Genomic DNA, 25,911 nt, shown 5'->3' with positions numbered 1-25,911 from the left:
TAAACGGCTGAGAGGGAGTCGATTTCTGCCCGACGGCGGCGAAGTAGTTCGGATCAATAATAGGCTGATTTGAATGGGGCGATGGCGGCCCCCATGGCCGATGCGTCGCTTGCTATCTCGGAGATGATCAGCTTCGGGCGGGGCCGCGGCACGCCGTAGCGGGGGCGGTCGAAGATCTCGGTGCGGTCGATCAGCATCTGCGCCAGGGCCGGCGGAATCTGGCCGCCGAAAACGATCCCCTGCGGATCGAAGATCGCCCAGATCGCGTTGATGAGGCGGCTATAGGCGGGTGTCACCTCGTCCACCCATTCCACGACGCCCGGCCACTTGGCATCGAAATGCTTGCGCATGTAGCTGATCGAGGGAACGTCGACGCCATTGCGGTTGAGATTTTCGATCAGATATTGCAAAGCCGGCCGGCGCTTATTCTCCTCGGCGTCGTACATGCCCGAGAATTCGCCGGCATTGCCGATGCCGTTATGCAGCAGCTCGCCGTTGCTGACCAGGCCGCCGCCGAAGCCGTAGTTGAAGCTCAGATAGGCGAAGTGCTTGATATAGCGGCCGGCGCCGAACATGGATTCGGCGACCGTTCCCGCCTTGCCGCCATTGTGCACCCAGACCGGCTTGCCGAAGAATTCCGTCAAGAGCGGCCCGAGTTCGATGAGCGACCACTCGTGCAGCGGCAGTGGGGCATTGTAGCGGGTGCCACTGACGTGGAAGCCGGCGATGGCAAAGCCGATCCCGAAGAAAGTCTCCTCGGAGAGGTCGTTTTCCCTCTGATGTTCGACCAGTTGCTCCACGACGAGATCGAGCGACTGGGCCATCGACCGTTCCCGCAAGGTGATGCTGCTTTCGGCGAGCACCTTGCCTGATATATCCATCAGGCAGATGCCGATCACGTCGGTATTGACCGAGATGCCGCAGGAATAGGCATAGCGGCCATTCAGTCGGAGCGTCGGGCTCGGCTGGCCGCGACCGGCGCCGGGTTTCGGCGAGCCGAAGGAAATGATGCCGCGTTCCTCCAGCTGGTCGATGATCCGGTAGACGGATTGCTGGGTGAGGTCGGTGTGGCTGGTGACTTCAGAGCGCGAGAGGCCGGGATGACGCCAGATCAACCTCAGCAGATCGCGTTCGTTCGACGAGACGACGCCGCCGCCTTCGCGAAGGAAGTGCTGGGCGATCAGCGGCTCCGGGAAATAGGCCATATCAACACTTCCGTCGCCAATAATTACCATAGGCGTGTAGTAATTATTGCTGTCGCCTCGGGTGCTTCCTTTCGTGTCCTATAGCAGCAGCCCTGCCGTGTCACAAGTACCTTGCGGTCGTCACTAAATTGTTACACGCAATGTGTAATAAATCGCCGTCACCGGTGCCGGGCTTGAAGCCGGCCAATCAAATCAGGCGAGGGTAAAAATGAAGATTTCCATTCTGGCGGCTGCGGCCGCGCTGACGGCGGGCGCGTGTTCGGCGCAGGCCGCCAATATCGAATTCTGGTACGGCAATACGGGCGTCGTCGAAAAGGCGATCCAGGACCAGTGCAGCGCTTTCAATGCCGCGCAATCGGAGCATCACATCACCTGCGTCGGCCAGGGCAGCTACGAAGTGTCGATGCAGAAGGCAATCGCCGCCTTCCGTGCCAACAACCACCCCGTCCTCATCCAGTTCTTCGACGCCGGCACACTCGACCTGATGCTGTCTGATGCCGTCGTGCCGGTCCAGGAGGAGCTGCCCGAGGTCAAGTGGGACAATTATATCGCAGGCGCCCGGGCCTATTACGAAACCTCCGGCGGGGCGCTTTTCGCGCAGCCCTACAATGCCTCGACGTTGCTCTTCTACACCAACAAGACCGAGCTCGAGAAAGCCGGCATCACCAAGACGCCTGAGACCTGGGAAGAGATCATCGAGGCCGCCCGCAAGCTGAAGGCTTCGGGTCATGAATGCCCATTCACCACCGATGGCGATACTTGGCGCGTGCTCGAACAGTTTTCCGCCCGCCATGGCCTGCCGATCGCCTCAAAGCATAACGGCTATGACGGTCTCGACGCCGAATATGTTTTCAACACGACCTTCACCGCCAAGCATCTGCAGAACCTGATCGACTGGCGCAAGGAAGGCCTCGTCAAGCTGAATGCCGATACCAAGGCCGGCAACTTCACCGCAGCCTTCAACACCGGCGAATGCGCGATGATGGAGAACTCTTCAGGTTCTTATACCGCCTCGGCGAAGGCTTTTGAAGGCAAATACGAACTCACCGTCGGCATGGCGCCGATGTATGAGGGCTATGAGCGCCACAACACCTTCGTCGGCGGCGCCTCGATCTACATCATGAAGGGCCACGACAAGGCCGAGGTCGAAGGTGCCAAGGCCTTCCTCGACTTTCTGCGTCGTCCCGAACAGCAGATGTTCCTGACCGCCGCCACCGGTTACGTCCCCGTCACCAACGACGTGATGGATGCGATCGCCAAGAGCGGCGAGGCGAACTCGCCGAAATATGCGACAGCCGCCGTCGGCATCGAGTCGATGAACCAGCCGCGCACGTCGGATACCCGCGGCATCCGTCTCGGCTTCTATGTGCAGTTCCGTCAAGTGTTCATGGAAGAGACGCAGAAGGCCTTTGCTGGCCAGGAGACCATGCAGGCGGCGCTCGACAACGCCAAGAAGCGCGGCGACGAGCTGCTGCGCCGCTTCGAGCAGACCTACAAGGGCGTGAAAATGCAGTGATCCCGACATCCCACGCACGGGGCGCGTCCCAAGCGCTCCCGTGTGTCAGGCATGGGACCCATACGCCCATGCCGGTCTTTTAATGCAGGGCTTTTCCATGACGTCGGAATCTTCTCTCTTCAGCCATCGCTGGCTGCCGCTTGTGCTGGTGGCGCCGCTCATGCTGCTGATCGCACTTTTCTTCTACGTGCCTGTCTTCCAGGCCTTCTACTGGTCATTCTTCCTCGAGCGCCCCTTCGGCGGCGGCTCGATGTTCGTCGGCTGGGGTAATTTTGCCCGCGTGTTCTCAGATCCGGAGTTCTGGGAGGGCTGTTGGCGCACTATCGTCTTCATGGTCACCGCCTCCTCGCTCGCGGTGGCGATCCCGCTGATCCTTGCGGTCGCGGCCGACCGGAAGATCCGCCTGTCGCTGCCGGCGCGTAATGTGCTCGTCTGGCCGAAGGGGGTTGCCGGCGCCTCGATCGGCGTCGTCTTCGCCTTCATCTTCAATCCCTTCGTTGGCGTGCTCGCGCCACTCAACTCGGCCTTCCCCGGCATCTGGGCGCCCGGCATCAACGGCACGGACGCCTTCATCACGCTGATTGCAGCGCATGTCTGGGGCGGCATCCCGTTCAATTTCGTCATTCTGCTCGCCGGCCTGCAATCGATCCCGAAGACCATGCATCAGGCAGCCGCGATGGATGGGGCAGGGCCCTGGCGGCGTATCTTCGACGTGCAGCTGCCGCTCATCATGCCTCAGCTCTTCCTGACGCTGGTGCTCGAGTTCACCGAAAGCGTCACCTCAGCCTTCGCGCTGATCGATACGATCACGCATGGCGGTCCCGGCGGCGCCACCACGTTGCTCGTCTACAAGATCTATACCGACGGCTTCAGCGGCTACGACCTCTCCGGCGCCTCGACCCAGACGGCGATCCTGATGGTCTTCGTCGTCCTCCTCACCGCCGCCCAGTTCCTCTTCCTCGGCCGGCGCATCAACTACGAGCGGTGACCCCATGATCGAAAACGCACGTTCTCTCAACATCGCAGCCGGCCTCGTCCTCATCGTCGGCATCGTCTATATCCTCGGGCCGCTCTATCTGACGCTGGCGACAGCCTCGCAATCTTATGAATTCATGCTGCGCAACGGGCTCGCCTGGTACCCCGGCGATCAGTTTTTCGCCAATGCGGCGCACATCTTCACCGAGACGCACATCCCGATCCAGATGTTCAACAGTCTGGTGGTCGCCCTTGGCGATGCATTCGCGACCTGCGTCCTGTCGCTTCTGTCGGCCTATGCCATCGTCTATTTCCGTGTTCGCTGGGCGGGCGTGGTCTTCGCACTGATCTTGGCGACCATCATGCTGCCGATCGAGATCCGTGTCATCACCACCTACCAGGTGGCGTCGAACGTGTTTTCGCCGGTCAATGCGCTGCTCGACGTCACAGGCCTGAACGGGCTGATCGCCGAATATTTCGGCGCGCCGGTGAAGCTCGAATGGAGCGTGCTGAACACGCATTTCGGCCTGATCGCGCCGCTTGTGGCGCATGGCACCGGTACTTTCCTGTTCCGGCAGTTCTTCCTCACCCTGCCCAAGGATCTGTTCAAGGCGGCGCGCATGGATGGGGCAGGGCCGATCCGCTTCCTCTTCGATATCCTGCTGCCCTTGTCGCGAACCAGCTTCGCCGCGCTTTTCGTGCTGACCTTCCTCAGCGGCTGGACGCAATATCTCTGGCCGCTGGTCGCCGCCTCGACGTCAGACATGCAGACCGCCGTCGTCGGGCTGGCGCGGCTTGTGCCGGATTCGGAAGGGGAGATCCCTGACTTCCCGATGATCATGGCCGGCGCCGTCATCGTTTCCATCATTCCGCTCGCGATGATCGCGCTCCTGCAGCGCTATCTGGTCCAGGGCCTCGCTCTCACGGAGAAATAGCCATGAACGCCATCGACATGGCCATCCGCGCCGCTGCCGCCAACATCACGCTGTCAGGCGTCGCCAAGGCCTATGACGCCGAGACCGTCGTCATTCCGCCGATGGATGTCGAGCTCAGGGCCGGCGAATTCACCGTCGTGCTCGGTCCCTCCGGCTGCGGCAAGTCCACGTTGTTGCAGATGATCGCAGGGCTGGAGCGGGTGAGCAGCGGCACGATCGTCATCGGTGGCCGGCAGGTGCAGGATCTGGAACCGAAACATCGCGGCTGCGCCATGGTGTTCCAGAACTATGCGCTCTATCCGCATATGAGCGTCTTCGACAACATCGCCTACAGCCTCAAGGTATCAGGCATGGCGAAGGCCGAGCGCATCGAGCGGGTCGGTGCGGTGGCGAAGATGCTCGGGCTGTCGGACTTCCTCGGCCGCAAACCGGGGCAGCTTTCCGGCGGCCAGCGCCAGCGCGTAGCGATCGGACGCGCCATCGTGCGCGAGCCCGGCGTGCTTTTATTCGATGAGCCGCTCTCCAATCTCGATGCACAACTCAGGCACGACATGCGTGTCGAGCTTGCCGAGCTGCACCGGCGCATCGGCGCCACCACCGTCTTCGTCACCCATGATCAGGTGGAGGCGATGACGCTTGCTGATCGCATCCTCATTCTCAACAAGGGGCGGATCGAGCAGTTCGACACTCCGAAGGCGATCTATCACCAGCCGGCCTCGGTCTTCGTCGCCAAATTCATCGGCGCGCCGCCGATGAACATCCTGCCCGTCACCGGCGACGGCGCCGTCCTCCGGCTCGCGGACGGGCAGGTGGTGGCGCAAGCCCCACTTACCGGCGCCTATCAGCTCGGCATCCGCCCCGAAGATATCCTGATCGGCGGTACGGCTAACGGACAGCTGGTCACCTCAGCTCTGCGGTTTCGCGAGGATCTCGGCTCGCACGCGATCCTGGCAGCCGAGCTTGGCGGCTCGGTCGTCAGGATCGCCACGCCCTTCGGTGTCGAGATACCGGATCACAGCCAACTCTCTCTCAATTTCCCTGCCTCCCGCCTGCATCTCTTCGATGCGGAGAGCGGCAAGGCCATACCAGGCGCATTCGGCGCAAACTAGAACATTTCCGTTTTTCTCCGAAACACGGAAATGTTCTATCTCTTTGTTTTAACACAATTCCGGACGCAAAACCGCTGCGCACTTTTGCTGGAATTATTCTAGAGGAAGCCCCATGAAATACATCGACCACATTGCCGACCCGTCGCGTTCCTGCGCCATCGTCGCCCATCGCGGTGCCTGGCATCAGGCTCCCGAAAACAGCCTTGCCGCGATCGAGAATGCGATTGCCGGCGGCTATGACATCGTCGAGGTGGACATCCGCCAGAGCGCCGACGGCGTGCTGTTCATCCTGCATGACGACACGCTCGAGCGCATGGCCGGCATCGATCGCATCCCCGAGGAGATGACGATCGCCGAGATCACCAGCCTGCGGCTGCGCATGGCCGATGGCGGGCCGGACCAGCCTTTCACGACGCAGACCATTCCGACGCTCGAACAGGTGCTTGAAACCGTGCGCGGCCGCATCTTCGTCGATCTCGATCTCAAGGACCTCGAGATGATGGGCATCGTCGCCGCCAAGGTCAAAGAAATGGGCATGGCCGACCAGGTCGATCTCAAGGCCCGTGCCGGCACGCCGGAGGCGCTGGCTTGGCTCGCCAGGCAAAAGGGGATCAACGGCATTCCGTTCATGGGCCAGGCGTTTTTCAGGATCGGGAGCGCCGAAGAGACCGCAAAGGCAGTCATCGCGGCGCGCCCGTTCATGTGCGAAGCCAAGTTCGATGAGCTTGAGACGCTGGCCGGCCAGCACGAACGTCTGCGCAACGCCGGAATCTCGCTCTGGGTCAACACGCTCGATCCGGTCTCCTGCTGCGGCTTGACCGACAGTGCGGCACTTGAAGATCCGGATGCAATCTGGGGACGGATGATGGCGGCCGGCATCAGCGTCATCCAGACCGACCAGCCGGCGGCGCTCAAGGCCTATATCGAGGCGCGCCGCGCATGAGGGAAGTGTCGGACGATATATTTTCCGCCGTGATGGAGGATATGCGCCGGGCGGCTGAGGCGGAGATCCTGCCCCGCTTCCTCGGCGTTAACGCCGAGGGCATCCGCACCAAGACGGCTCCCGACGATCTGGTGACCGATGCCGATCTCGGCGCCGAGCGACGGCTCACAGAGGCGCTTTCGGCGCGATTTCCTGAGGCACTGCTCATCGGCGAAGAGGCGGTTTCGGCCGATCCCGCCATACTGGCGCGGCTTGCCGACGCCGATCTCGCCGTCATCATCGATCCTGTCGACGGCACCTGGAATTTCGCCCATGGCCTGCCGCTGTTCGGCATGATCGTGGCAATCGTTTCCGGCGGAGAAACCGTAGCCGGGCTGATCCACTATCCCGTCACCGGCGATTTCCTCGCCGCCCGGCTGGGGCGAGGGGCGTGGCATATTGCCCGCGATGGCAGGCAGACCCGGCTCAGCGCCGCGCTGCCTGGGCCGATCGGGGAAATGCACGGCTTCGTGCCGCTCCATATGTTCCCCGCCGAGGAGCAGCCGGTCTACGCTCAGAGCTTGCTGCGCTTTGCCCGCACCACCACATGGCGCTGCTCGGCCTATGAATACCGGGCGGTGGCATCGGGGGCGATGAGCTTTTCGCTCAACGCCGAGCTCAAGCCCTGGGATCACGCCGCCGGCGCGCTGATCCATCACGAAGCCGGCGGCCACGGGGCATTGCTCAGCGGCGAAGCCTATCGTCCTACGATGACCAAGGGCCGGCTGCTCCTGGCGCCGGATGCCGAGAGTTGGGAAGCGATCCGCCGGAGTTTTACGGAGGGGTGATAGCCCGGCGCGCTGGCGGAAAGTCTGGCAAGGGTACTCACTCAAAGCGGACGAGCCGCAAGACACTACCCCTCACCCTAACGGGGCGGGGGGACTTGCTATGCGACACGTGAACGGAAGGAACGGAGATCGCGGCAGACGGATGCCAGCCCCTAACTTAAATGTGGAATCCAAGTAGATACTAATGCCGAATCCCGTTGTGACATGGACGTTTCGGGTGGTTTATCTTGCTGGAAAAATCTACGTGAAGCATTCTACGCACTCATCAGTTGCGGAATGCTTGTTTTCGCGATGTCGCAAAATCCAGTCACGAACTGTTCGCTTTAATTGGGAGTTTTGCTACGCCTTGTCTTGGATATCACCGGCTAAATAGCTCTCCAGCCCATCCAGCAGCCCTTTCCAGCCGTGTTCCCGCCCTTCAGCCCCGTCGCTCGGCGGGATGACGCATAACTGCTCCACATAAGTCAGCTTCGTCCCGCCGCCGTGTTCGGAGAACAGGACGGTCGCCAGCGACACCGTATGGATACGACTATCGACCGCCATCGAATAGGCGAACACGATCCTCTTGCGTTCCTTGATCTCGAAATAGTGTGTCTGGTTGGTGTGGGTTCCCATGTCCGTGACGAAGCTGCTGCGCTCAGCTCCTCCCTCGCGAAAGTCGAATTCCGCCAATCCTTCACCGAACCATGCTTTCTTCTTTTCGGGAATCGCCCACGCCGCCCAGACATGATCCACGCAATTGGAAAAAACGCGCTCGATGGTAATCGATCTGTGCTCTTGTTCCGTTTTTGTCACTTTACTGCTCCTGACTTAGGAAGTTGCCAAGCCTGTCGAAACGTTCCCCAAGTCGGGCGCGGTGTTGACGGACCCAATGCTCCACCTGCATCAGCGAGTCTGGAACGAGGCTGACCGTTCTGACCCGCCCGGACTTGTTTGACGCAACGATGCCTGCGTTTTCGAGGACGCGGAGGTGCTTCAGGAACGAGGGGCCGGCCATATCGAACGGCCGCGACAGATCGGTCACCGAGGCAGGTCCATCCAAGAGCTTATCGACGACTGCGAGTCGGGTCGGGTCGGACAAAGCCCCGAAAATCTTCGGGAAGTTCACTTCATAGGTATCCATATGGCTATCTTTACGGGAAGCTGATGGATCGGTCAAGATAGATATCCCCGCGGCTATCTTTTTTGACTGACACGCTTTGAGCAAGGGACATGAAGCTTGTTCGCACTTTGCTTGTCGCACAATTTCTCTAACTTCCGCGACAAGCCGCCAGCGCTGAACTTTCCTGTAAATCCCTGTCGCAAAACCCGCTCGCAGAAGTGGGAGTTTCACGACAGATATTTGCGACTGAAAGTATTCCACATTTAAGTAAGTGGCTGGCAGACGGATGAGGGCTTTTATTTTGTGCCGATAGGCTGGGAAATGAGTCGGATTCTGTCGGCAGTATTGAGTTCTGCCGCGGCGATCCGGACTTCACCTGGCCCCCGACAGGCGCTAAAAATGAAACATGCGCTACACGTTTGCCATAGGCGATATCCATGGCTGTATCGATCCGCTGAACAGGATGATCGATCGGGTCGAGGCTTATGCGTCTGAAGGGACGGTCGTCTTCCTTGGCGACTATATTGATCGCGGGCCTGACAGCAAAAGTGTCCTCGACCGGATCATCGCCGGTCCATCGGACTCGTGGCGATGGATCTGCCTGAAAGGCAATCATGAGGACCTGATGGTCGCTGCCTATGCCGATAGCGATAGCGATAGCAGAGACGTGTGGATCGGCAGCGGCATCGGCGGACTTGAAACCGAAATGTCCTATGGCGGCAGAGTTCTGCCCCAGCATCTGCAATGGGCTGCCGATCGTCCCCTCATGCATGTTGATCGATATCGCATCTTTGTCCATGCCGGCGTTGTTCCGGAATTTCCGCTGGAACGGCAGACCAAGCGCGATCTTCTCTGGCTACGGTTCCCTCCCGGTGAGTCCAGCGACTATTGGGGCAAGCACCTGGTCCACGGCCATACACCGTCGCTATCCAACCCGGTGACGACAGGAAACCGCACCAACATCGACAGCGGCTGCGTCTTCGGCGGCAAGCTTTCCTGCGCGGTCTTCGACGACAATGTCGCCGGCGGGCCGATCGACTTTATCGAGGTGAGGGCATGAACGTGGTCGCTTTGGCAAGGAGGTGAAGCCGGACGCGGCCGAGCGGGAGTGCGGCTTGCACCCTCCTCTCCCCGCTGGGGAGAGGAGATACCGGCGGCGTCGCGGAGCGTTATCGGGGGCTTATGCCCCGCCAGCCGGCGGCGAGCCGCAGCCAGGGCGCCAGGTGGAAGCCGCTCATCAGCAGGTACATGGGCACCATTCCGCCGATCGGGAAGGCATCCGGCGTTGTCGTGCAGATCATGTCGACGCTGTCGGTCATGGCCGTCAACAGCGCCATGATCGCGAATGTCGGAGCTGCGGCGAGCGACAGCCAATCGGCGACACGACCGGTGATCCGGCTGCCTGGGCTAGCCATGCCACCGCTCGGCTTAGCCGCTGATCCGTCTGCGGCGGCAGCCAGCGAGAGCCATTCGGCCGCGTTGAGAGCGACGTTGCCGTCGCCTCTGCTTGGAGTGTGGGCGGAGAGCAGCATCGGCGTCACTCCTTGCCGTACCGGTCGTGGTGGCGCCACCAGATGCCGGTTTCGTTGCGGCCCTTGGGTGCGCGGTCGAGCCACTGGTACATGCCCCATAACCCGTCCAGCCCGCGCGCATAGCTGGAATAGCTGTGGTAGACGGCGCCGTCGATGAGCTCGAAGGCGCTGACACCCGGGCGGTCGCGGGTATAGGTGGGGACATCGGTGCCGGTCATGGCGGCGATCTGGGTGATAGGGGCCTCGTTGCCGCGTGGCTGCCATTCCTGGACAGTCCTGGGGGCGGGCGGTTCGCGGCGGTAATTATAGTCTACATCGCCTTGGTGCTGCTGCTCGGCAGAGAACCAGACGCTGAAATCGCCGTTGAAGTCGCTGCCGAAGGAGGAGGCCCAAGGAAAGCTCCAGTCCATCCGTCGCTTGAATGCTTCGAGCTTTGACAACGGCGCCCGGGAGACCGCCCAAAAGGCCACATCGTGGTTCTCCAGGTGAACGAAGAAGCCGTTAAAGCCATCGGCGATCGACGAGCAGGACGGGCATCCCGCGGTATAATCCGGCCCGAACATGAAGTGATAGACGAGCAGCTGCGAGCGGCCGCCGAAGAGATCCTTCAGCGAGACGTTGCCGCCGTCAGTGTCGAAGCGATATTGCTTGTCGATCCTCACACGCGGCAATTGCTGGCGCTTCATCGCCAGCGCGTCGCTCTGCCGGGTCAGTTCCTTCTCCTCCTCGAGCAGATCGAGCCTTGCTGCCAGCCACTGCTGGCGTGTTGCGTTCAGCTGTGCCGTCATGGGTCTTCTCCTTTGCCTGTGTCTCGTCGTAGCATCCGGCGCAGGCTTGCTTGCCGGTCGACGACAAATCTAAGGCCAGCCGGGGAAATGGTGGGAGTGACAAGTGTGACGGGATTTGAATGGACTCGCTGATCACGGCGGCGGCGCGGGCGCTGGCGGTGGGCGATGCGCTCGGCGCGCTGAAGCGGGTGGCGCTTCGCGACGATGCGCCGGCGCTGGCGTTGCGCGGCATCGCGATGGCGCAGCTCGGCGATCTCGTCCGCGCCAAGGCGCTGCTGAAGAGCGCGGCGCGCGCCTTCGGCCCGCGGGAGGCGATGGCGCGGGCCCGCTGCGTGGTCGCCGAGGCCGAGATCGCGCTCGTTTCGCGCGATCTCACCTGGCCACCCAAGGCGCTGGAAGCGGCGCGCAAGGTGCTCGAAGCGCATGGCGACAGGGTCAATGCCGCCCATGCCAGGAATGTCGAGCTTCGCCGGCTGGTGCTGATCGGCCGGCTCGACGAGGCTGAGCGGGCGCTGGAAACGCTCGATCCAACGCCGCTGCCGCCGGCGGCAAGGGCCGCTCATGAGCTGGTGGTCGCAGGCATCGCGATCCGGCGCCTGCAGACGAAAGCGGCGCACGAGGCTCTCGACCGGGCGAGGCAGGCTGCGCGCGAGGCCGGTATGCCGGTATTGACGGCGGAGGTGGAAAATGCCGCCCACGTGCTCAGCGCGCCGGTGGCGCGGTTGATCTCGCGCTGGCGGGAAAGCCCGCTGCTGCTCGAGGAGGTGGAAGAGCTGCTCGGTTCGGGCACGCTCGTCGTTGATGCCTGCCGCCATGTCGTGCGCGACGATCAGTTTTCGGTGTCGCTGGCAACGCGGCCGGTGCTCTTCACGCTCGCCCGGACGCTTGCCGAAGCTTGGCCGGCGGATGTGGCACGCGGCACGCTCATCGCGCGCGCCTTCCGCGGCAAACATGCCGATGAATCGCATCGTGCCCGGCTGCGCGTCGAGATCGGCCGGCTGCGTGCCGAACTGCGGGGACTGGCGGAGGTCTCGGCGACGAAACGCGGCTTTGCGCTTTCGCCACGGCGTGCCGAAGAGACCGCCGTGCTGGTGCCGCTCGTCGAAGGCCAGCATGGGGCGGTGCTTGCCTTTCTCGCCGATGGCGAGGCGTGGTCGAGCTCGGCGTTGGCGATCGCGCTCGGCGCCAGCCCGCGCACCGTGCAGCGGGCGTTGGATTCGCTCGCCGATGAAGGCAGGGTGCAGTCCTTCGGGCGCGGGCGGGCGCGGCGCTGGATGAGCCCGCCGCTACCCGGTTTCCCGACGATCTTGTTACTCCCGGGACCGTTGCCAAGCGATTAGTATGGCCTGACCGATGAGGATGGCCCTATGGGCAACAGGATGGAAGAGATGAAAAAATCGACTGCGACTATCATCCGTGAATATGGACCCTTTCCCGGCGCCGAACGCGTCAACGGCGTCACCTTCGACGGTGAGCACGTCTGGTTCGCCTCGGGCGACAGGCTGAATGCGCTCGATCCCGCAAGCGGCGAGGTGGTGCGCTCGATCGAGGTCGCATCACATGCCGGCACGGCCTTCGATGGCGAGTTCCTCTATCAGATCGCCGAGGATGTCATTCACAAGATCGACCCGAAGACCGGCCGTATCCTTTCCACCATCCCGGCGCCCGGCAATGGCGGCGATTCCGGCCTTGCCTGGGCCGAGGGCTCGCTGTGGGTCGGCCAGCACCGCGGCCGCAGGATCCATCAGATCGACCCGGAAACCGGCAAGATCCTCCGCACCATCGAATCCAATCGCGTCGTCACAGGCGTCACCTGGGTCGACGGCCAGCTTTGGCACGGCACCTGGGAAGGCGACGACAGCGATGTCAGACGCATCGACCCCGAAACCGGCGAGGTGCTGGAGCGGCTGGAGATGCCCGAGGGCACCGGCGTCTCCGGCCTCGAATCCGACGGCGCCGACTGCTTCTTCTGCGGTGGCGGCGCCAGCGGCAAGGTCCGCGCGGTGCGCCGGCCGGGGTGAGGCCCGGTCCCGCAAAGCGGGAGTGATCGATCCAGTGGATCGATCGCAGGGCCGAACGCCCTGAGCTATGCGAAGGGCCGGGAGAGGCAAGGATGGGAAGGAAAGTAGCCGTGCGGCATATCTCTCCCAGCGACAGTCAGCTCGCCAGCAATCTGGGCGCCAAGTGGGAAGCCGACATCAAGGGTCAAGATGTGGGAACTTCGATCGAGCGAGCGGTTGATTTCGTCACGTGACGATCTACTTTCGCGGGCAGTGTCGAGGCTTCGGTGTCGGTCGAGGGGGCTGTGCACCAAGCCGGTGCGACGGTAGGGGGAGAGAATTTGAAACATCTGCGCACGACGCTCGGGCCTAAGAGCAAATCCGAACTTGGGATGATCCTCCCGCATGAGCACGTTTTCGTCGACCTCAGGACGCCGGACCAGCCCGGTTATGCTGAGGCAGACATCTACGACGTCGTTCGGCTGATGGCCCCCGAAATCGAACGGATCAAGAAGCTCGGGGTGACGGCACTGGTCGAATGCTCGACGGGCGGCGTTGGACGCCGTGCGGATATCGATCTTGCCGTGTCGCTCGCGACGGATTTTCCGATAGTCGTGCCCACCGGCAATTACCGTGAGCCCTGGATTCCCGAATGGGTCCGCCAGGCTACCGAGAAGGAGCTGGAGGCGTGGATGCTTCGAGAGCTGACGGAGCAGATCGATGAGACCGGGTTCCAGGCAGGCTGGATCAAGCTCAGCGCCGGCGATGACGGCATGACGGCGCTCGAGACGAAAATCCTGCGCGCAGCCGCGCGCGCCGCGGCGCAGACGGACGCCGTCATCGGCAGTCATACGATCAGGGGACGGGTCGTCATGGATCAGCTCGATGTCATCGAGGCGGAAGGCTACAGGGCCGACAGGTTCATCTCGATCCATACGCAGGAAGAAAAGGACTTCGCCTATAATGTTGCCGTCGCTGAGCGAGGCGCCTGGATCGAATATGACCATGTCGGCCGAGGCGGAGACAACGAGGTAGCGGATCTGGTGATCAAGGCGCTGGAGGCGGGCTGCGGCGATCGCCTGTTGTTGAGCCATGACCGCGGCTGGTTCGATCCGGCGCTGCCGATGGGCGGGATACCCAAGCCGTACACCCATCTTTCCACGGTGTTGCTGCCCGAGCTGAAACGGCGCGGCATAGACGACGGGACCCTGATGCGCCTGACCCACGACAATCCGTTCGAGGCTTTCGCCCGATAGGGGAGTGGCCGGGCCAGAGAGGCTCGCCAATCATGTCGCGACATCTGGAACTGCTCAAGACCCGGTTCAGCCGATTGCCGACACCTCGGCGCCGCGGGAGCGGAGTTCGCTGAGAATGCTGTAAGGACCGTTCAAAAGGCCGATCGGCAGGATGATGAAAGCGTTCTTGCCTGCCGGCAGGTTTGCGATCCGCTCGATGAGGAGCGCGCGTAGCTTGTCCGCATCGATGAGATCGGTGGGCGTCACGATGCCCTTGGCGGTGATTTCCTCTCCGAGGCTTGCGATCTCTGCGCTCTTTCGAGCCTTGTAGAGTTCGTCGAAATAGGCGCCGATCGGTCCGATCCGGCGGCGCAGATCAAGAAGGTAGGTGATCGAGTCCGGGCCGACGGAATTGACCGTCTCCAGGGTCAGCGGCTTCTGCATGGCCCGCATCTCGCCGTCGGCGGCAAGCGTCTTCACATCGCGCCCGATCGATGCGCCGTACTTCGCAAGCGCCAGGCCGATGCTCGGTGCGTCGGGGCCGAAGGCGTGCTGCCCTTCGCCGATGAGAAGCAGGCTCGCCTCGAAACCGGAAAGTTTTTCGATTGCTCCCTTTGCCGGGGATTTTGAGAGGATGGTCTTGAACTCGTCCTGATCGGATGGCGTCAAACCTGCGAAGACGGGCTTGAGATCGCTGTTCTTGAACTTGGCGGTCGACAGGGTAAGGCTGGGATTGACATCGATCAGAACCGTTTTCGATTGATCGATCAGGCGTTTTCCCTCGGCGACGATGTCAGGAAAAGTGTCGGCGCGGATGCGCACATAGCCGAAAAGCACATGGTCGTTCGCGGGGGACTTGGCGCGCCAGACGACGGCGTTCTCCTCGTCTGCCGCTTTCGGCATCCCCGGCAGGAAAAGCAAGGCTGCAAGGGCTGCAAATTGCCGGCGGGTGATGTGCATGGCTGCCTCCTCGCTGAGCCCGATGCATGGCGGCGTATTCGCATCGGACTAATCGCGTGAAAGAGCATTTGTTCCAACTCCCGGTGGAAATGATGGGCGTCCAGGGGACGGGAGGCAACTGGACTCGTTCAAAAAATCTCGGCGATACCAGGACTATGCCGCACCGCGCTCGTCGAACAAAAGCGCCATGCTGATCGCATCGATGAACCGACCGTCGATGCGTGCCGCACGTCGGACGATGCCTTCGCGGGCAAATCCCATCTTTTCGTAGAGAGCGATAGCACGGGCGTTGTCTTCATAAACATCGAGTTCAACCCTGGCAAAACCGCTTTTCTGCGCAGCTCTCAATGTGGTCTCGATGAGCATGCGTCCGAGACCCTTGCTTCGATAGGCGGAAAGGATCCCCATTCCGAGTTTTCCGCGATGGGCGTGCGACGGGAAAAAATGCCGGCTGATGTCGCACCAGCCGACGACCTGGTCTTGAGCGGTGGCAACGAATTGCGGATTGCCTTTTGCAATCATGCCCATCACGAACTCACGCGTCTGCGGCAGGGGAGTTGCTTCCAGCATGGACAGGTATTTTTTCTCCCGCGCGACCACGTCGAGCGCATCATGAAAGCTGTCGATATGGGCGGCAGCGATCGGCTCGATCCTGATGCCTGATGTATCCGACGATGCTGCTGCATCCATGTGCTTCTCCTTCAACGATTGCGATGCCTATGGGAGACCTGCCGCAGACCCGCACGGGAGCGCATAATTCACGGTCCGTCAACCTTTGCGTGTCAATTTCTCGGCAGCGGGCGCCATCAAAAGGTTGCAGGTATTGAAGGTCGGGCTCACATCCCACATTACATTCGTCCTGGTGACGCTCACCTGCGCGGCGGCTGTGTTGCTGTGCGGATTTGCGTGGCTCGCCGCCATGAAGGTCGATGATCTCTCGCTCCGTCGGCAGGCCGACTTCGTTCGGCAGGGACTGGAAGAGCAGATCGCGGCACTTCCCCGGGAGCAGGAAAGCGTCACCAAATGGGATGATGCCTTCCTCTATGCCAAGCAGCGAAACCATGAATGGCTGCTCGACAATGTCGGTCGGTGGACGAGCCAGTATTTCGGGCACGACAGAACCTATATCTTCGACGATACCAATCGCCTGATGTTTGCGTTCCGCGACGGCGCGGATGCCATGCCGCCGCGGCTCGGTGACGACGACGGCCATGAAATGACCGCTCTTGCTGGAGAGATGCGCGCCGCTCTCGTCGAGCGGGCTGCAAAACCCGGCGCCGAAGCGCTTGGTCAACTGGCCACGGTTCGGACGATCATGATCGGCAACAGGCCGGCGATAACAAGCGCGCGTCCCATTCTGCCGAGTTCGGCCAGGATGCAGATCGAGGCGGGCCAGGAATTCATCGCCATCTCGGTCAAGTTCATCGATGGAAAGGCTGCTGAAAGTATCGCCCAACATGCGCTGCTCGAAGGATTGCATTTCGCGCCTTCGAAAGGCGAGGACGAGCGGGCGCAAGTGCCGGTATCGTCCCATGACGGCGGCACGATCGGCTATTTCGTGTGGCCTCCCATCCGGCCCGGATACATGCTGCTTCAGCAGATCGCGCCGGCGGGGCTCGGTTGTCTAGCGCTGCTGATCACCGTGGTGTTCTGGCTCGGACGAGGTCTGCATCGTACCTCGCTGACCCTGCTGGACAGCCAGGCGCAGCTCACCCACCACCGCAACCATCTGGAAGAAATGGTGGCCGATCGAACGGCCGAGATCGAAAGGCAGAGAGAGGAACTGGACCGTCTGCTGGTGCACGAACGCCAGGTGAATGCGCTTCAGCGGCAGTTCGTCGCCATGGCCTCGCACGAGTTTCGCACGCCGCTCGCCATCATCGACGCCGCTGCCCAGCGGCTCTGCCGCTCGACGACCAACGTCAGCGGTGACTACGTTCATGAAAAAGCCGGCGTGATCCGCAGCGCGGTCGTGCGCATGGTCGATCTGATGGAGAGTATTCTCGCCAGCGGCCGGCTCGAAACCGGAAAGATCATACTGAAGCGCAGCGAAGGCGATCTGAAAGCCCTGCTCGTCAGCTGCTGCGACAGACAGCGCCATCTCAGCCGCTCGCATGTGTTCCATCTCGATCTCGAGCCCATACCGGATGTATTGACGTTCGACCGCAGCGCGATGGAACAGGTCTTCACCAACCTGATTTCGAATGCCGTCAAATATTCGCCCAACGCGCCTGACATTCATGTTCGCGCCCGGGCCGACGAGAAAACGGTGGAGATCGCCATCTCCGACAGCGGCATCGGTATGGATGCGGAGGATCTGCCGAAGCTATTCCAGCCCTATTATCGCGCCCGCAGCGCGACGGGCATTGCCGGAACGGGCATCGGCCTCAACGTCGTCAAGCAGGTCGTCGAACTGCATGGCGGCACCGTCGAGGTGACGAGCGAGCTCGGAAAAGGCACAACATTCACCATTCTTCTGCCAATAGAGTTTCTATTGTCGGATCAACAAGTCGCAGCTTAAGGAAGAGCTCATGGTTACAGTCCTGTGCATAGAAGACGAAGTCGAGATCCGGAACCTGCTCGTCGAAGAATTGAGCGAAGCCGGCTACAAGACACTCGAGGCCTCGAACGGCGCCGAGGGACTGGAAATGATCCTGTCGAAATGGCCCGATATCGTCATCAGCGATATTTCGATGCCTGTTATGGATGGGCACCAGCTTCTGGCGGAAATTCAGATCAATCATCCCGAGCTCTCCAACATTCCCTTCATCCTGCTGACGGCACTGACCGACCGGGAAAACACGCTAGCCGGCCTGCGCGGCGGAGCGGCGGACTATCTGACGAAGCCGCTCGACTTCGATCTGCTGCTCGCCAAGCTCGAAGGCTGCGTGACCCGTCTTGCCAATGACAAGGCGGTCCACCGGTCGTTTTGATGATCGACGGCGGGGTTAGGGGTGCCGGCTACGCTCAATTCCACGCCTCGCGCGATTTTGACATTGCCGGCTCAGCCGGCAATGGTTCCCTGATGGAAAACGATCTTCCAGCTCCCGCCAGAGCTTTGCCAGATGGTCGTTCTGAGCGTCGTCCTGCCGGGTTCATCCAGCGTGTAGTTCAGCAGATAGAGGTTTTCGGCGAGTCGGCGGATCGAGAAGTCCCGGCAGGGCCAGTCGTGAGGCTCCGGCTGCTCATAGCGCTCCAACAGGTTGGCGATGACGAAGTCGCGCCGGTAGATCTTGCCACTTGCGCCGATCTCGAAGAAATCCTCCGTCGTCATGGCTTCCAAATCGTTACGGCTCGTGCCGAAGGCATGCCGATGGAATATCGGCTCCCTCTGCAGGAGTTCGCCCAGAATGGTTTCGAGATCGAAATCAGACATTTTCAAATTCCCTAAATACGCGAATGTCGAACGATATCACTTTGTTCTCTCGCGACGCTATCGCGACAGCCCGCCTGCTCAGTAACGTCAGCTAGGACCAGCATCGAAGGTCGCGCAGGGAGGCAGCGGCCCGCATTCCTGTTCGCGAAGCCGGTAGACTCCGTGCTTCGCGATGCGATCGTCCTCCGGCTCAAGCCGTTCTGCGACGCGCGTAAGCGCTGTCCTGCACGATATCGTTCAGATTGAATTGCCTGATCAACTGGCGAAGCGTGGCGCCTTCGTCGGCAAGCGATGCGGAAGCGGCGCTCGCCTCTTCGACCATGGCGGCGTTCTGCTGCGTGGTTTGGTCGAGGCTGTTGACAGCCGTGTTGATTTCCGCCAACCCGGCGGATTGTTCCCGGGCGGAGACGGCGATGGCCTCGACATGGCGGTTGATGGCAACGATCAGCTCGCCGATGGTTTTCAACGCTTCGCCGGTTTTCGAGACCAGTCCGACGCCGGCTGCGACTTCTCCCGCCGATGCATGGATCAACGTTTTGATTTCCTTGGCCGCCTGCGCGGAGCGCTGCGCCAGTTCGCGGACCTCCTGCGCCACCACGGCAAATCCCTTGCCTGCCTCGCCGGCGCGCGCGGCCTCGACACCGGCATTGAGGGCCAAGAGATTGGTCTGGAACGCGATCTCGTCGATCACGCCGATGATGTTGGAAATCTGGCTGGAGGACTGCTCGATCCGGCTCATGGCCTGGACCGCTTGGCTGACGATTTCACCTGATGTCGTCGCACCGGCATTCGCTTGCGCGGCTACCTCACGCGCCTCCTCGGCACGCTTGGAGGCGGATGCGACATTGGCTGTGATTTCATCGAGAGCCGCGGCCGTCTGCTCGAGCGCCGCTGCCTGTTGTTCGGTTCGTTTCGCCAGGTCGTTTGCACTATTGGCGATTTCATTCGAGCCGCCGTCGATATTGACGGCCGATCCCGCCACTTCGACGAGGGTCTGGCAGAGCTTTGCGACGGCGTCGTTGAAATCCTGGCGCAGGCCCTCGAAATCTGCATCGAAAGGCTCGCTGATCTGAACGGTGAGATCGCCGCCGGCAAGTTGCTTCAGGCTCTCTGCCAATCCGTTCGTGGCTTGCGCCATAGCCGCAGCCCGCGCGCGCTCGGTTTGCTCGCGGCGCTGCCGCTCGGATTCCGTCAGCACCCGATTCGTTTCAATATTTTCATCGGCTCTGATTTTGGCAAGCGCCGTCTGCCGAAAGACCTCAACCGCTGCCGCCATCGCACCGATTTCGTCCGTGCGGCTGGAATAGGGAATCTGCGTGCCGGTGTCGCCAGCGGCCAGGCCGGTCATCGATTGCGTGATCTTCTTGATCGGACGCGAGATCTGGATTGCCACATAGGAGATCGCGCCAGCAACGATTGCAAGCAGGAGTGCCGTGAACGCCCAAGTCGTCCAGAGAATGTCCAAGTACGTGGATTGACTGTTTTCGTAGGACGCCTCGGAGCCATTGACGTTTATCGTCAGCAATTCATTGGCCAATTCTTCCGCGCGGTCGACCAATGGCTCCATGTCGGAATAGAAGATCGTCTTGGCAACTTCGTTGTCGTTCTTGCGGGACTTTTCCAGCATAGGCTCGGACGATTTCTGGTAACTGACGGCCTGCTCCTCGATCTGCTGCAGCAATTGGCCTTCGCGCGGCGAGGATATAAGCGGCCGATAGGCTGCAATCGCGTTGTCAAGCTCAGTGCGCTGAGAGGTAATCTTTGCTTCTGCGGCGGCGATGGCCTGGTCACTGATCGACATGATATGGTTGGCGTAGTCAAACTTCATGCGTTCCAACTGGAAGCCGATATTGCGGGCTACCGAAACACTCGGCAGCCAGTTCTTGGCGATTGCCGTCGTGTCCTGGTTAACCTGCTGCACGCTCCTGAGGGAAAACAGCCCAAAGCTCAGGAAGATGAATGCAAACGTTACATTGATAATTGTCAGCGAGGTTCGAACGTTTGGCTTGCGCATGCAATACCTTCTTCGGAGCAATGATCAGGCCAAAGTTCTAGACTTGGTGATCGTTTGGCGTGTGCGGATTCTAACTCTCTGCATTTAAAGAAAAATGAATATATGTATGAGGCATAACGGGCAGGCGGCGGTGTTCCCTGCGTCTTCCGCGGATAGCCACGAGTACGAGGACGGTTGCCGCCGAAGAGGACCCTTGTGTCTAGTGCCTCTCTTTCGGCAGGATGTCGCCCAGCGCCTCGAACACCTGCGGATCGAGTGTCTGGGACACGTTGAAGCGCATGAAATTCGTTGCCGATTGCGACAGGCTGAATGCGTTTCCGGGAGCCAAAACGATCCTCTTTTCCAGCGCAGCGCGCGCCACATCAGCCGCATCGATGCCGTCGGGCAGCCGGCACCAGAGGAACATTCCGGCCTGAGGCTCCAGCCAGGGCGTTATGCCGAGGTGCTTCAGTCTGGCCGAGACCTCGCTCATCGCCCGGGAGAGCCGGTGTCTCAGCGTCTCCATGTGTTTGCGATAGCTGCCGTCGCTCAAGACGTTCAGCACCAGTTCCGCCGTCAGCCGGCCGCCGCCGAAGGAGGTGGCGATCTTCAGGTCTGTCAGGCCGTCGATCCATTCCGTTTTCGCCACGACGAAGCCGCAGCGGGCCGAGGCCGACAGAGTTTTCGAGAAACTGCCGATGTGGATGACCCGCTCGAGCCCGTCGAAGGCGGCAAGGCGGGGCGCCGGCGTGTGCTCGAAATCGGCGAAGATATCGTCCTCGATGATGGTCAGATCGAACTGGTCGGCGAGTTTTAGAACCCGGTGAGCCGTAACGGGAGACAACGTTGCGCCGGTCGGATTGTGGATGGCGGAGTTGGTGATGTAGAGCCGCGGACGCTCATCGGCGACGACTTGCGCAAACACCTCGATATCGGGACCGGACGGCGTGTAGGGCACACCGACGATCTTTGCCCGATGGGCGCGCAGCAGCGCATGGAAATTGAAATAGCAAGGATCGTCGACCAGCACGGTGTCGCCGGGTTCCAGCAAGAAACGGCAGAGCAGATCGATTGCCTGCGTGCCGGAATCGGCCAGCATGATTTGGTCGGGAGAGGCTTCGATCCCGCGTTCACCCATGCGGCGGGAAATCAGCTGGCGCAGTTGTGGCAAGCCGAGCGGCGAGCCGTAATCGGCGAGCGCCGGCCCGTCGGCGCGGGCAAGCGTTCTCAGCCCGCGGCGCATGCCGTCCCCCGGTAGCCAGGAGGGCGGCAGCCAGCCGCAGCCGGGCTTCAGGTCGGCTTCGCCGGCCTCCAGCGACTGCCGCGATATCCAGAACGGATCGACCGCGCGGTCGAGCTTCGGCCCGACCTCGGCAAGCGCAAAGGGCGCTGCCTGGTTGGCGACGTAGAATCCCGAGCCCGGCCTTGCCAGGATCGCGCCTTCCGCGACCAACCGCTCATAAGCGTCGACGACGGTCGAAGTCGACAGCTTCAACGTTGCGGCCAGCCCTCGAACAGAGGGTAGCTTTGCGCCCGGCGTCAGGCTGCGCCCGGCGATGCGCTGCCTGATCGTCGCGGCGACCATCTCCACGCGCGTGCGTCCTTCGCTCATCCGTATTGCTTCCTGCACCATTACAGTTTCGCGAAATTGTATCAGACTGTGACTGTCATAACCATCCGTGTTGGCCGATAAGAGCTAGAGAATGAAGGAGTGCAGCGCATCATGGAGCGCGAGTTGGACCGCATGGCATCGGGATGGATCAATGGTTTTATCGGGGTGGTGATCTTCAGCGGATCGCTGCCGGCGACGCGCGTGGCGGTGATGCAGTTCGATCCGGTCTTTCTCACCGTGGCGCGCGCGGCGATCGCCGGCATTCTCGCCCTTGGCCTGCTGATTGCTTTCAGAGAGAAGCGGCCGAGCCGAGGCGATATTCTCTCCTTGGCCGTCGTGGCGTTGGGCGTCGTTGTCGGCTTCCCCCTGCTGACGGCGCTGGCGCTGCAGCATGTCACGTCAGCCCATTCGATCGTCTTCATCGGCCTGCTGCCACTCGCGACGGCGATCTTCGGCGTGGTCCGTGGCGGAGAACGGCCGAAGCCTGCATTCTGGCTCTTTTCCGTCCTCGGCAGCGCGCTGGTGGCGGGATTCGCACTGACGCAGGGCCTGACGGCCTCGCCGGTCGGCGATCTCCTGATGCTGGCGGCAGTCGTCGTCTGCGGCCTCGGCTATGCCGAAGGCGGCAGGCTTTCACGCACCCTCGGCGGGTGGCAGGTGATTTCCTGGGCGCTCGTGCTGTCGCTGCCGGTGACGGCCGCAGTCGCGCTGTTGCATAGGCCGGCAACCTTCACCGGCATCGAAGCGCCGGCGCTGCTCGGCCTTGCCTATGTCTCGCTGTTTTCCATGCTGATCGGCTTCATCTTCTGGTATCGCGGCCTGTCGCAGGGCGGCATCGCTGCCGTCGGCCAACTGCAGCTGCTCCAGCCGTTCTTCGGGCTGGCGCTCGCCGCAACCCTGCTCGACGAGCCCGTGACCTGGGCCATGCTCGCCGTGACCGTTGCCGTCATCCTCTGCGTGGCCGGAGCCCGCAGGTTTGCGCGGTAGGCTTGTCCATCGCTTTACAGAGGATAGGTTTTAGGGGGCGAGATGCTTCAACAAGCCAACTCATGTCTCTTCAATATTGAATCCATAGGCTCGCTTGACGAGCGCAATACGGATTTCGTACCGAGTATACCAGTCTGACCGACCGCGATTTTGCGCCTGAATGTGATCGACGACTGATTTCCAGGCTCGAATGCTATCCTCATCCTTCCAATAGGAGATGAGTATGCCGAAACCGTCTGCTCCGCGAGCGCTTTCGAAGCCGAGATAACCCGGCTGCTGTTTTGCAAGTTCCGTCATCGCATAACCCATCTCGCCATAGCCGTTGTCGACCTTTGTTCGTTGAGAGGAAAAACTGACCATATAGTATGGCGGTTCAGGCAAAGCGGCGGTGGGCATTTGAGCTCCGATCGGTTGCTATATGCGTGGCTTATCGCCGCGATCGCTATGACTGCTGTCGGCATACTGCGAAAGCGAGCAATCTTAGGCGCGGCGGATTGCCCCTCATCGTGAGTCATCCACCTGCCATGACAGCTCGATGCCGTTCCGCCACGGCTGCGCCGGAGCTTCGGACTGAATACCATCCATCCTGGTTCGACAAGTTCTCGTTGATAGGTATCAGCGATCCGTTGTGACGGCAGCCTGGGCTCTCGCGCGCTCTCAATGTCGGGAAAGCGCAAGAGTTGCTCCTATGGCTATGGCCCCGGCCAGGTCTGCCGGCGGCAGGTGCTGGCCTCGACAATTTCGCTCACTCGTTTTCGTCGACCGTGGCAAACTGCGATGGCGGTGATAGCGGCATTTCTCGCGAGATCACCATCCACCTGCTGAATTCAGAAATGGGGGCTTCGCAATGACCGAAACGGGTCGGCTCCTTGGTTCGGGTAAAGAAGCCGAGGTCTTCGAATATGGCGCGTTGGCGCTCAAGCTGTACAGGCCAACTGCCAGTAAAGCGTCGTCATTCAGGGAAGCTGCAAACCTGTCGATCCTTGAGAGGCTTGCGCTGCCAACACCAAAGGTCCACGCGGTCGGTGAATTTGATGGGCGCTGGGGCGTGTTGATGGATCGCGCACCCAGTTCCTGTTTTGCAGATCAATTCGTCTCGATGGCAGGAGAAGCACAGCTTGAGGAAATGGCGCAACTGCACCGAAGTATTCACGAAGAGCCGGGGGAGGGCTTGCCGTCTCTGATGGCGAGGCTTTCCGCCCGGATCAGACGAGCCGAGCGTTTGGATGCTTCATCCAGAAAGCGGCTGTTGTTGGAACTCGAGTCCCTTCCGGATGGCGACAGGGTATGTCACGGCGATTTTCACCCGTGGAATATTCACGGCTCGGGGCAGGGACTCATAATCGTCGACTGGCTTGACGCCTGCTGTGGCAATCCCCTGGCCGATGTCTGCCGAACGTATGTCCTGTTGCGCCATGCGATGCCGGACCGGGCGATGGATTATGTCGAAGCTTACGCCTCGCTCACGGGGTCGGAGGTCAGCGGCATTCTCGCCTGGCTTCCCCCGATTGCCGCCGCCCGGCTGACGGAAGGTGTTGCAAACGAAAATGATGAGCTGTTGCGGTTGGCTGGCCTAAGCTCCTAACTGTCGAAGCTTCGAACCGAGCGCTGGTATCCGCTTTGTCCGAAGCTGTCATTGCGGCCAGCTATGGCCCTGGCTGATCTATTCGCTGTTTCCTCGGCCCTTTGCTTCCCGCACCAGGTGCGGCATTCCATCGTGCGGACCGAGGGCGTGGGTGGGATGGTCATCCCACCAATCATTATGCAGCGGTCGGCGGTGAGGGTGGAGCGGGTAGAAAATGCGGTTCTCGGCCTTGTGGCGCTCGCCGACGACGAGGAGATGTACCTCGGCTTGCGTGTTGTTGAGGAAACTATGGGCGATCCCGGTGCCGGCAGGAAATCCGACGGCGTCGCCCTGTTTCAGTCGATAGAGATGGCCGTCGAGCCAGACGTCGGGCTCGCCTTCGAGAACGTAGACGAATTCCTCCTCGGCGCTCTCTGCGTGCGGAAAGGATGTGCGCCGGCCAGGCGGCAATCGCTCGTGATGAATGCCCAATTTCGTCAGGCCGAAATATCGTCCGAAAGGCGCACCAATGCTCATCAGTTCGTCGTCATCGTCATAGTGCGAGTCGTCAGGCCGTTCGATCTCGCTCCAGTGGACGACAAAGGAGTGGCGCTCCGACGTTGCCATGATAATCCTCCTGATGTGAGAGGTTCAGATGACTGGGGACACGAATTCCATCATTCCGTATGGCCATGCTGCCGTGAATGGAAAGCGACCGCAAGAGCGAAACGGCGCTACCACGCAAGCCGCGCGGTTCTGAAGGTTCGGGGGCGAGCGCTTCGTGCAGCGGCTGCTCCCGATCCAGACGCGAGTTTCTACAACTGACTCACTTGGCGGGCACGACGAGCGGCGCCCCTTTGCGGACAATGTAGGTTGCCAATTCCGAAGCCTTGCCGCTGCCGACGTTCTTCGCCGAGTGAACGACGCCGGAGGGAATGAAAAGGGATTGGCCGGCCTTAAGAGTAACCGGCTGTCTGCCTTCGAGCTGGTATTCCAGCGTTCCTTCGATGACGAAGGCGATCTCCTCGCCGGGATGCGAGTGACTGGGGGCGAGAACGCCCGGAGCGAAATCGACGCGCACCTGGACGGCCTCGTGGCCAGGCACGTCGATATCGTTCTTGATGAGATCGGTGCGCTGCAGCGGCTGTTCTGCATGTGCTGTTGCTGCGCCGCCGAGAACAAGGGCGAGCGCGATAGCCTGGATCATTTTCATGTGGTCATCCTTCCTGGATTGAAACCAATCTCGACCATT

The 25,911-nt window shown here is 61.2% G+C and carries 28 protein-coding genes; 15 read left to right on the top strand and 13 right to left on the bottom strand.

The features are described 5' to 3' along the window. Positions 1-53: 53 nt before the first annotated feature. Positions 54-1,205: an ROK family transcriptional regulator gene (locus ELH03_RS13340; RefSeq protein WP_128401526.1), complete on the bottom strand. Its 1,152-nt coding sequence runs from the start codon at positions 1,203-1,205 to the stop codon at positions 54-56. A 208-nt stretch (positions 1,206-1,413) separates the two neighbouring features. Here ELH03_RS13340 and ELH03_RS13335 point away from each other — a divergent pair, with 208 nt between their 5' ends. From ELH03_RS13335 to ELH03_RS13310, 6 genes are all read left to right on the top strand, one after another. Beyond that, entirely contained in the window at positions 1,414-2,721 is a 1,308-nt protein-coding gene (locus tag ELH03_RS13335) for an extracellular solute-binding protein (RefSeq protein WP_130659083.1), read from the top strand. Between the two features lie 97 nt (positions 2,722-2,818). Then, positions 2,819-3,709, top strand: a complete 891-nt coding sequence (locus ELH03_RS13330) for a carbohydrate ABC transporter permease (protein ID WP_130659082.1) — start codon at positions 2,819-2,821, stop codon at positions 3,707-3,709. Positions 3,710-3,713: 4 nt separating this feature from the next. Next, positions 3,714-4,631: an ABC transporter permease subunit gene (locus ELH03_RS13325; RefSeq protein ID WP_130659081.1), complete on the top strand. Its 918-nt coding sequence runs from the start codon at positions 3,714-3,716 to the stop codon at positions 4,629-4,631. Positions 4,632-4,633: 2 nt separating this feature from the next. After that, entirely contained in the window at positions 4,634-5,740 is a 1,107-nt protein-coding gene (locus ELH03_RS13320) for an ABC transporter ATP-binding protein (protein ID WP_130766407.1), read from the top strand. Between the two features lie 112 nt (positions 5,741-5,852). Beyond that, positions 5,853-6,683, top strand: coding sequence for a glycerophosphodiester phosphodiesterase family protein (locus tag ELH03_RS13315; protein WP_130659079.1), 831 nt, complete (start codon positions 5,853-5,855; stop codon positions 6,681-6,683). Then, positions 6,680-7,510, top strand: coding sequence for an inositol monophosphatase family protein (locus ELH03_RS13310; protein WP_130766406.1), 831 nt, complete (start codon positions 6,680-6,682; stop codon positions 7,508-7,510). Before ELH03_RS13315 ends, ELH03_RS13310 begins: the two co-directional genes overlap by 4 nt. A gap of 339 nt (positions 7,511-7,849) precedes the next feature. Here the strand turns inward: ELH03_RS13310 and ELH03_RS13305 are convergent, their stop codons facing one another. Together ELH03_RS13305 and ELH03_RS13300 are read right to left on the bottom strand one after the other, a co-directional pair. Further along, on the bottom strand, positions 7,850-8,305 hold the full coding sequence (locus tag ELH03_RS13305) for an SRPBCC domain-containing protein (protein ID WP_130766405.1): 456 nt from the start codon (positions 8,303-8,305) through the stop codon (positions 7,850-7,852). Position 8,306: 1 nt separating this feature from the next. Further along, positions 8,307-8,669: an ArsR/SmtB family transcription factor gene (locus ELH03_RS13300; RefSeq protein ID WP_315855339.1), complete on the bottom strand. Its 363-nt coding sequence runs from the start codon at positions 8,667-8,669 to the stop codon at positions 8,307-8,309. A 349-nt stretch (positions 8,670-9,018) separates the two neighbouring features. On the opposite strand from ELH03_RS13300, the gene ELH03_RS13295 reads away from it, so the two are divergent. Next, entirely contained in the window at positions 9,019-9,672 is a 654-nt protein-coding gene (locus tag ELH03_RS13295; RefSeq protein WP_128410068.1) for a metallophosphoesterase family protein, read from the top strand. Positions 9,673-9,781: 109 nt separating this feature from the next. Here ELH03_RS13295 and ELH03_RS13290 read toward each other — a convergent pair whose 3' ends face one another. Together ELH03_RS13290 and ELH03_RS13285 are read right to left on the bottom strand one after the other, a co-directional pair. Beyond that, the gene (locus tag ELH03_RS13290; protein WP_128410067.1) at positions 9,782-10,144 is read right to left on the bottom strand and encodes a hypothetical protein; all 363 of its coding nucleotides are present in this window, start codon (positions 10,142-10,144) and stop codon (positions 9,782-9,784) included. Positions 10,145-10,149: 5 nt separating this feature from the next. Next, a complete protein-coding gene (locus ELH03_RS13285) occupies positions 10,150-10,932 on the bottom strand; it encodes a DUF899 domain-containing protein (RefSeq protein WP_128410066.1) in 783 nt (260 codons plus the stop codon). A gap of 119 nt (positions 10,933-11,051) precedes the next feature. Between ELH03_RS13285 and ELH03_RS13280 the strand changes: the two genes are divergently transcribed. The 4 genes from ELH03_RS13280 (at position 11,052) to ELH03_RS13270 (ending at position 14,188) form a co-directional block, all read left to right on the top strand. Further along, positions 11,052-12,272, top strand: coding sequence for an ATP-binding protein (locus ELH03_RS13280; protein WP_128410065.1), 1,221 nt, complete (start codon positions 11,052-11,054; stop codon positions 12,270-12,272). A gap of 48 nt (positions 12,273-12,320) precedes the next feature. Continuing rightward, positions 12,321-12,953, top strand: a complete 633-nt coding sequence (locus tag ELH03_RS13275) for a Vgb family protein (protein ID WP_128410064.1) — start codon at positions 12,321-12,323, stop codon at positions 12,951-12,953. 92 nt (positions 12,954-13,045) lie between these two features. Further along, a complete protein-coding gene (locus ELH03_RS37410; protein WP_165420522.1) occupies positions 13,046-13,186 on the top strand; it encodes a hypothetical protein in 141 nt (46 codons plus the stop codon). Between the two features lie 87 nt (positions 13,187-13,273). After that, complete coding sequence (locus tag ELH03_RS13270) at positions 13,274-14,188, top strand: phosphotriesterase family protein (RefSeq protein ID WP_130766404.1); 915 nt, start codon at positions 13,274-13,276, stop codon at positions 14,186-14,188. Between the two features lie 66 nt (positions 14,189-14,254). Here ELH03_RS13270 and ELH03_RS13265 read toward each other — a convergent pair whose 3' ends face one another. Further along, positions 14,255-15,127, bottom strand: a complete 873-nt coding sequence (locus ELH03_RS13265) for a TraB/GumN family protein (RefSeq protein WP_130766403.1) — start codon at positions 15,125-15,127, stop codon at positions 14,255-14,257. A 153-nt stretch (positions 15,128-15,280) separates the two neighbouring features. After that, on the bottom strand, positions 15,281-15,817 hold the full coding sequence (locus ELH03_RS13260) for a GNAT family N-acetyltransferase (protein WP_128410062.1): 537 nt from the start codon (positions 15,815-15,817) through the stop codon (positions 15,281-15,283). Positions 15,818-15,902: 85 nt separating this feature from the next. On the opposite strand from ELH03_RS13260, the gene ELH03_RS13255 reads away from it, so the two are divergent. Continuing rightward, a complete protein-coding gene (locus tag ELH03_RS13255) occupies positions 15,903-17,648 on the top strand; it encodes a sensor histidine kinase (RefSeq protein WP_128410061.1) in 1,746 nt (581 codons plus the stop codon). A gap of 10 nt (positions 17,649-17,658) precedes the next feature. Beyond that, the gene (locus ELH03_RS13250) at positions 17,659-18,060 is read left to right on the top strand and encodes a response regulator (protein ID WP_003560657.1); all 402 of its coding nucleotides are present in this window, start codon (positions 17,659-17,661) and stop codon (positions 18,058-18,060) included. Positions 18,061-18,131: 71 nt separating this feature from the next. Here the strand turns inward: ELH03_RS13250 and ELH03_RS13245 are convergent, their stop codons facing one another. From ELH03_RS13245 to ELH03_RS13235, 3 genes are all read right to left on the bottom strand, one after another. After that, entirely contained in the window at positions 18,132-18,503 is a 372-nt protein-coding gene (locus tag ELH03_RS13245; RefSeq protein ID WP_233941302.1) for a nuclear transport factor 2 family protein, read from the bottom strand. Between the two features lie 190 nt (positions 18,504-18,693). Continuing rightward, a complete protein-coding gene (locus tag ELH03_RS13240; RefSeq protein WP_128410060.1) occupies positions 18,694-20,517 on the bottom strand; it encodes a HAMP domain-containing methyl-accepting chemotaxis protein in 1,824 nt (607 codons plus the stop codon). 199 nt (positions 20,518-20,716) lie between these two features. Further along, entirely contained in the window at positions 20,717-22,129 is a 1,413-nt protein-coding gene (locus ELH03_RS13235; protein WP_130766402.1) for an aminotransferase-like domain-containing protein, read from the bottom strand. A gap of 102 nt (positions 22,130-22,231) precedes the next feature. On the opposite strand from ELH03_RS13235, the gene ELH03_RS13230 reads away from it, so the two are divergent. Then, positions 22,232-23,095 (top strand): DMT family transporter, encoded by an 864-nt coding sequence (locus tag ELH03_RS13230; protein WP_130659591.1) that lies wholly within the window; start codon positions 22,232-22,234, stop codon positions 23,093-23,095. Positions 23,096-23,155: 60 nt separating this feature from the next. On the opposite strand, the gene ELH03_RS13225 is transcribed toward ELH03_RS13230, so the two are convergent. Beyond that, the gene (locus ELH03_RS13225; protein ID WP_128410059.1) at positions 23,156-23,491 is read right to left on the bottom strand and encodes an antibiotic biosynthesis monooxygenase family protein; all 336 of its coding nucleotides are present in this window, start codon (positions 23,489-23,491) and stop codon (positions 23,156-23,158) included. Positions 23,492-23,942: 451 nt separating this feature from the next. Here ELH03_RS13225 and ELH03_RS13220 point away from each other — a divergent pair, with 451 nt between their 5' ends. Further along, complete coding sequence (locus tag ELH03_RS13220; RefSeq protein WP_128410058.1) at positions 23,943-24,680, top strand: phosphotransferase family protein; 738 nt, start codon at positions 23,943-23,945, stop codon at positions 24,678-24,680. Between the two features lie 78 nt (positions 24,681-24,758). Here ELH03_RS13220 and ELH03_RS13215 read toward each other — a convergent pair whose 3' ends face one another. Together ELH03_RS13215 and ELH03_RS13210 are read right to left on the bottom strand one after the other, a co-directional pair. Continuing rightward, positions 24,759-25,286 carry a cupin domain-containing protein gene (locus ELH03_RS13215; RefSeq protein ID WP_130766401.1) on the bottom strand — a complete coding sequence of 176 codons (528 nt, stop codon included), beginning with the start codon at positions 25,284-25,286 and terminating at the stop codon, positions 24,759-24,761. Positions 25,287-25,485: 199 nt separating this feature from the next. Then, the gene (locus ELH03_RS13210; RefSeq protein WP_128410056.1) at positions 25,486-25,872 is read right to left on the bottom strand and encodes a cupin domain-containing protein; all 387 of its coding nucleotides are present in this window, start codon (positions 25,870-25,872) and stop codon (positions 25,486-25,488) included. Positions 25,873-25,911 lie beyond the last annotated feature (39 nt).

It is taken from the genome of Rhizobium beringeri (genome assembly GCF_004306515.1).
Taxonomy (GTDB): Bacteria; Pseudomonadota; Alphaproteobacteria; order Rhizobiales; family Rhizobiaceae; genus Rhizobium; species Rhizobium beringeri.
Note: the sequence above shows the minus strand (reverse complement) of the source record. Positions and strands in the feature narration are given on the sequence as shown.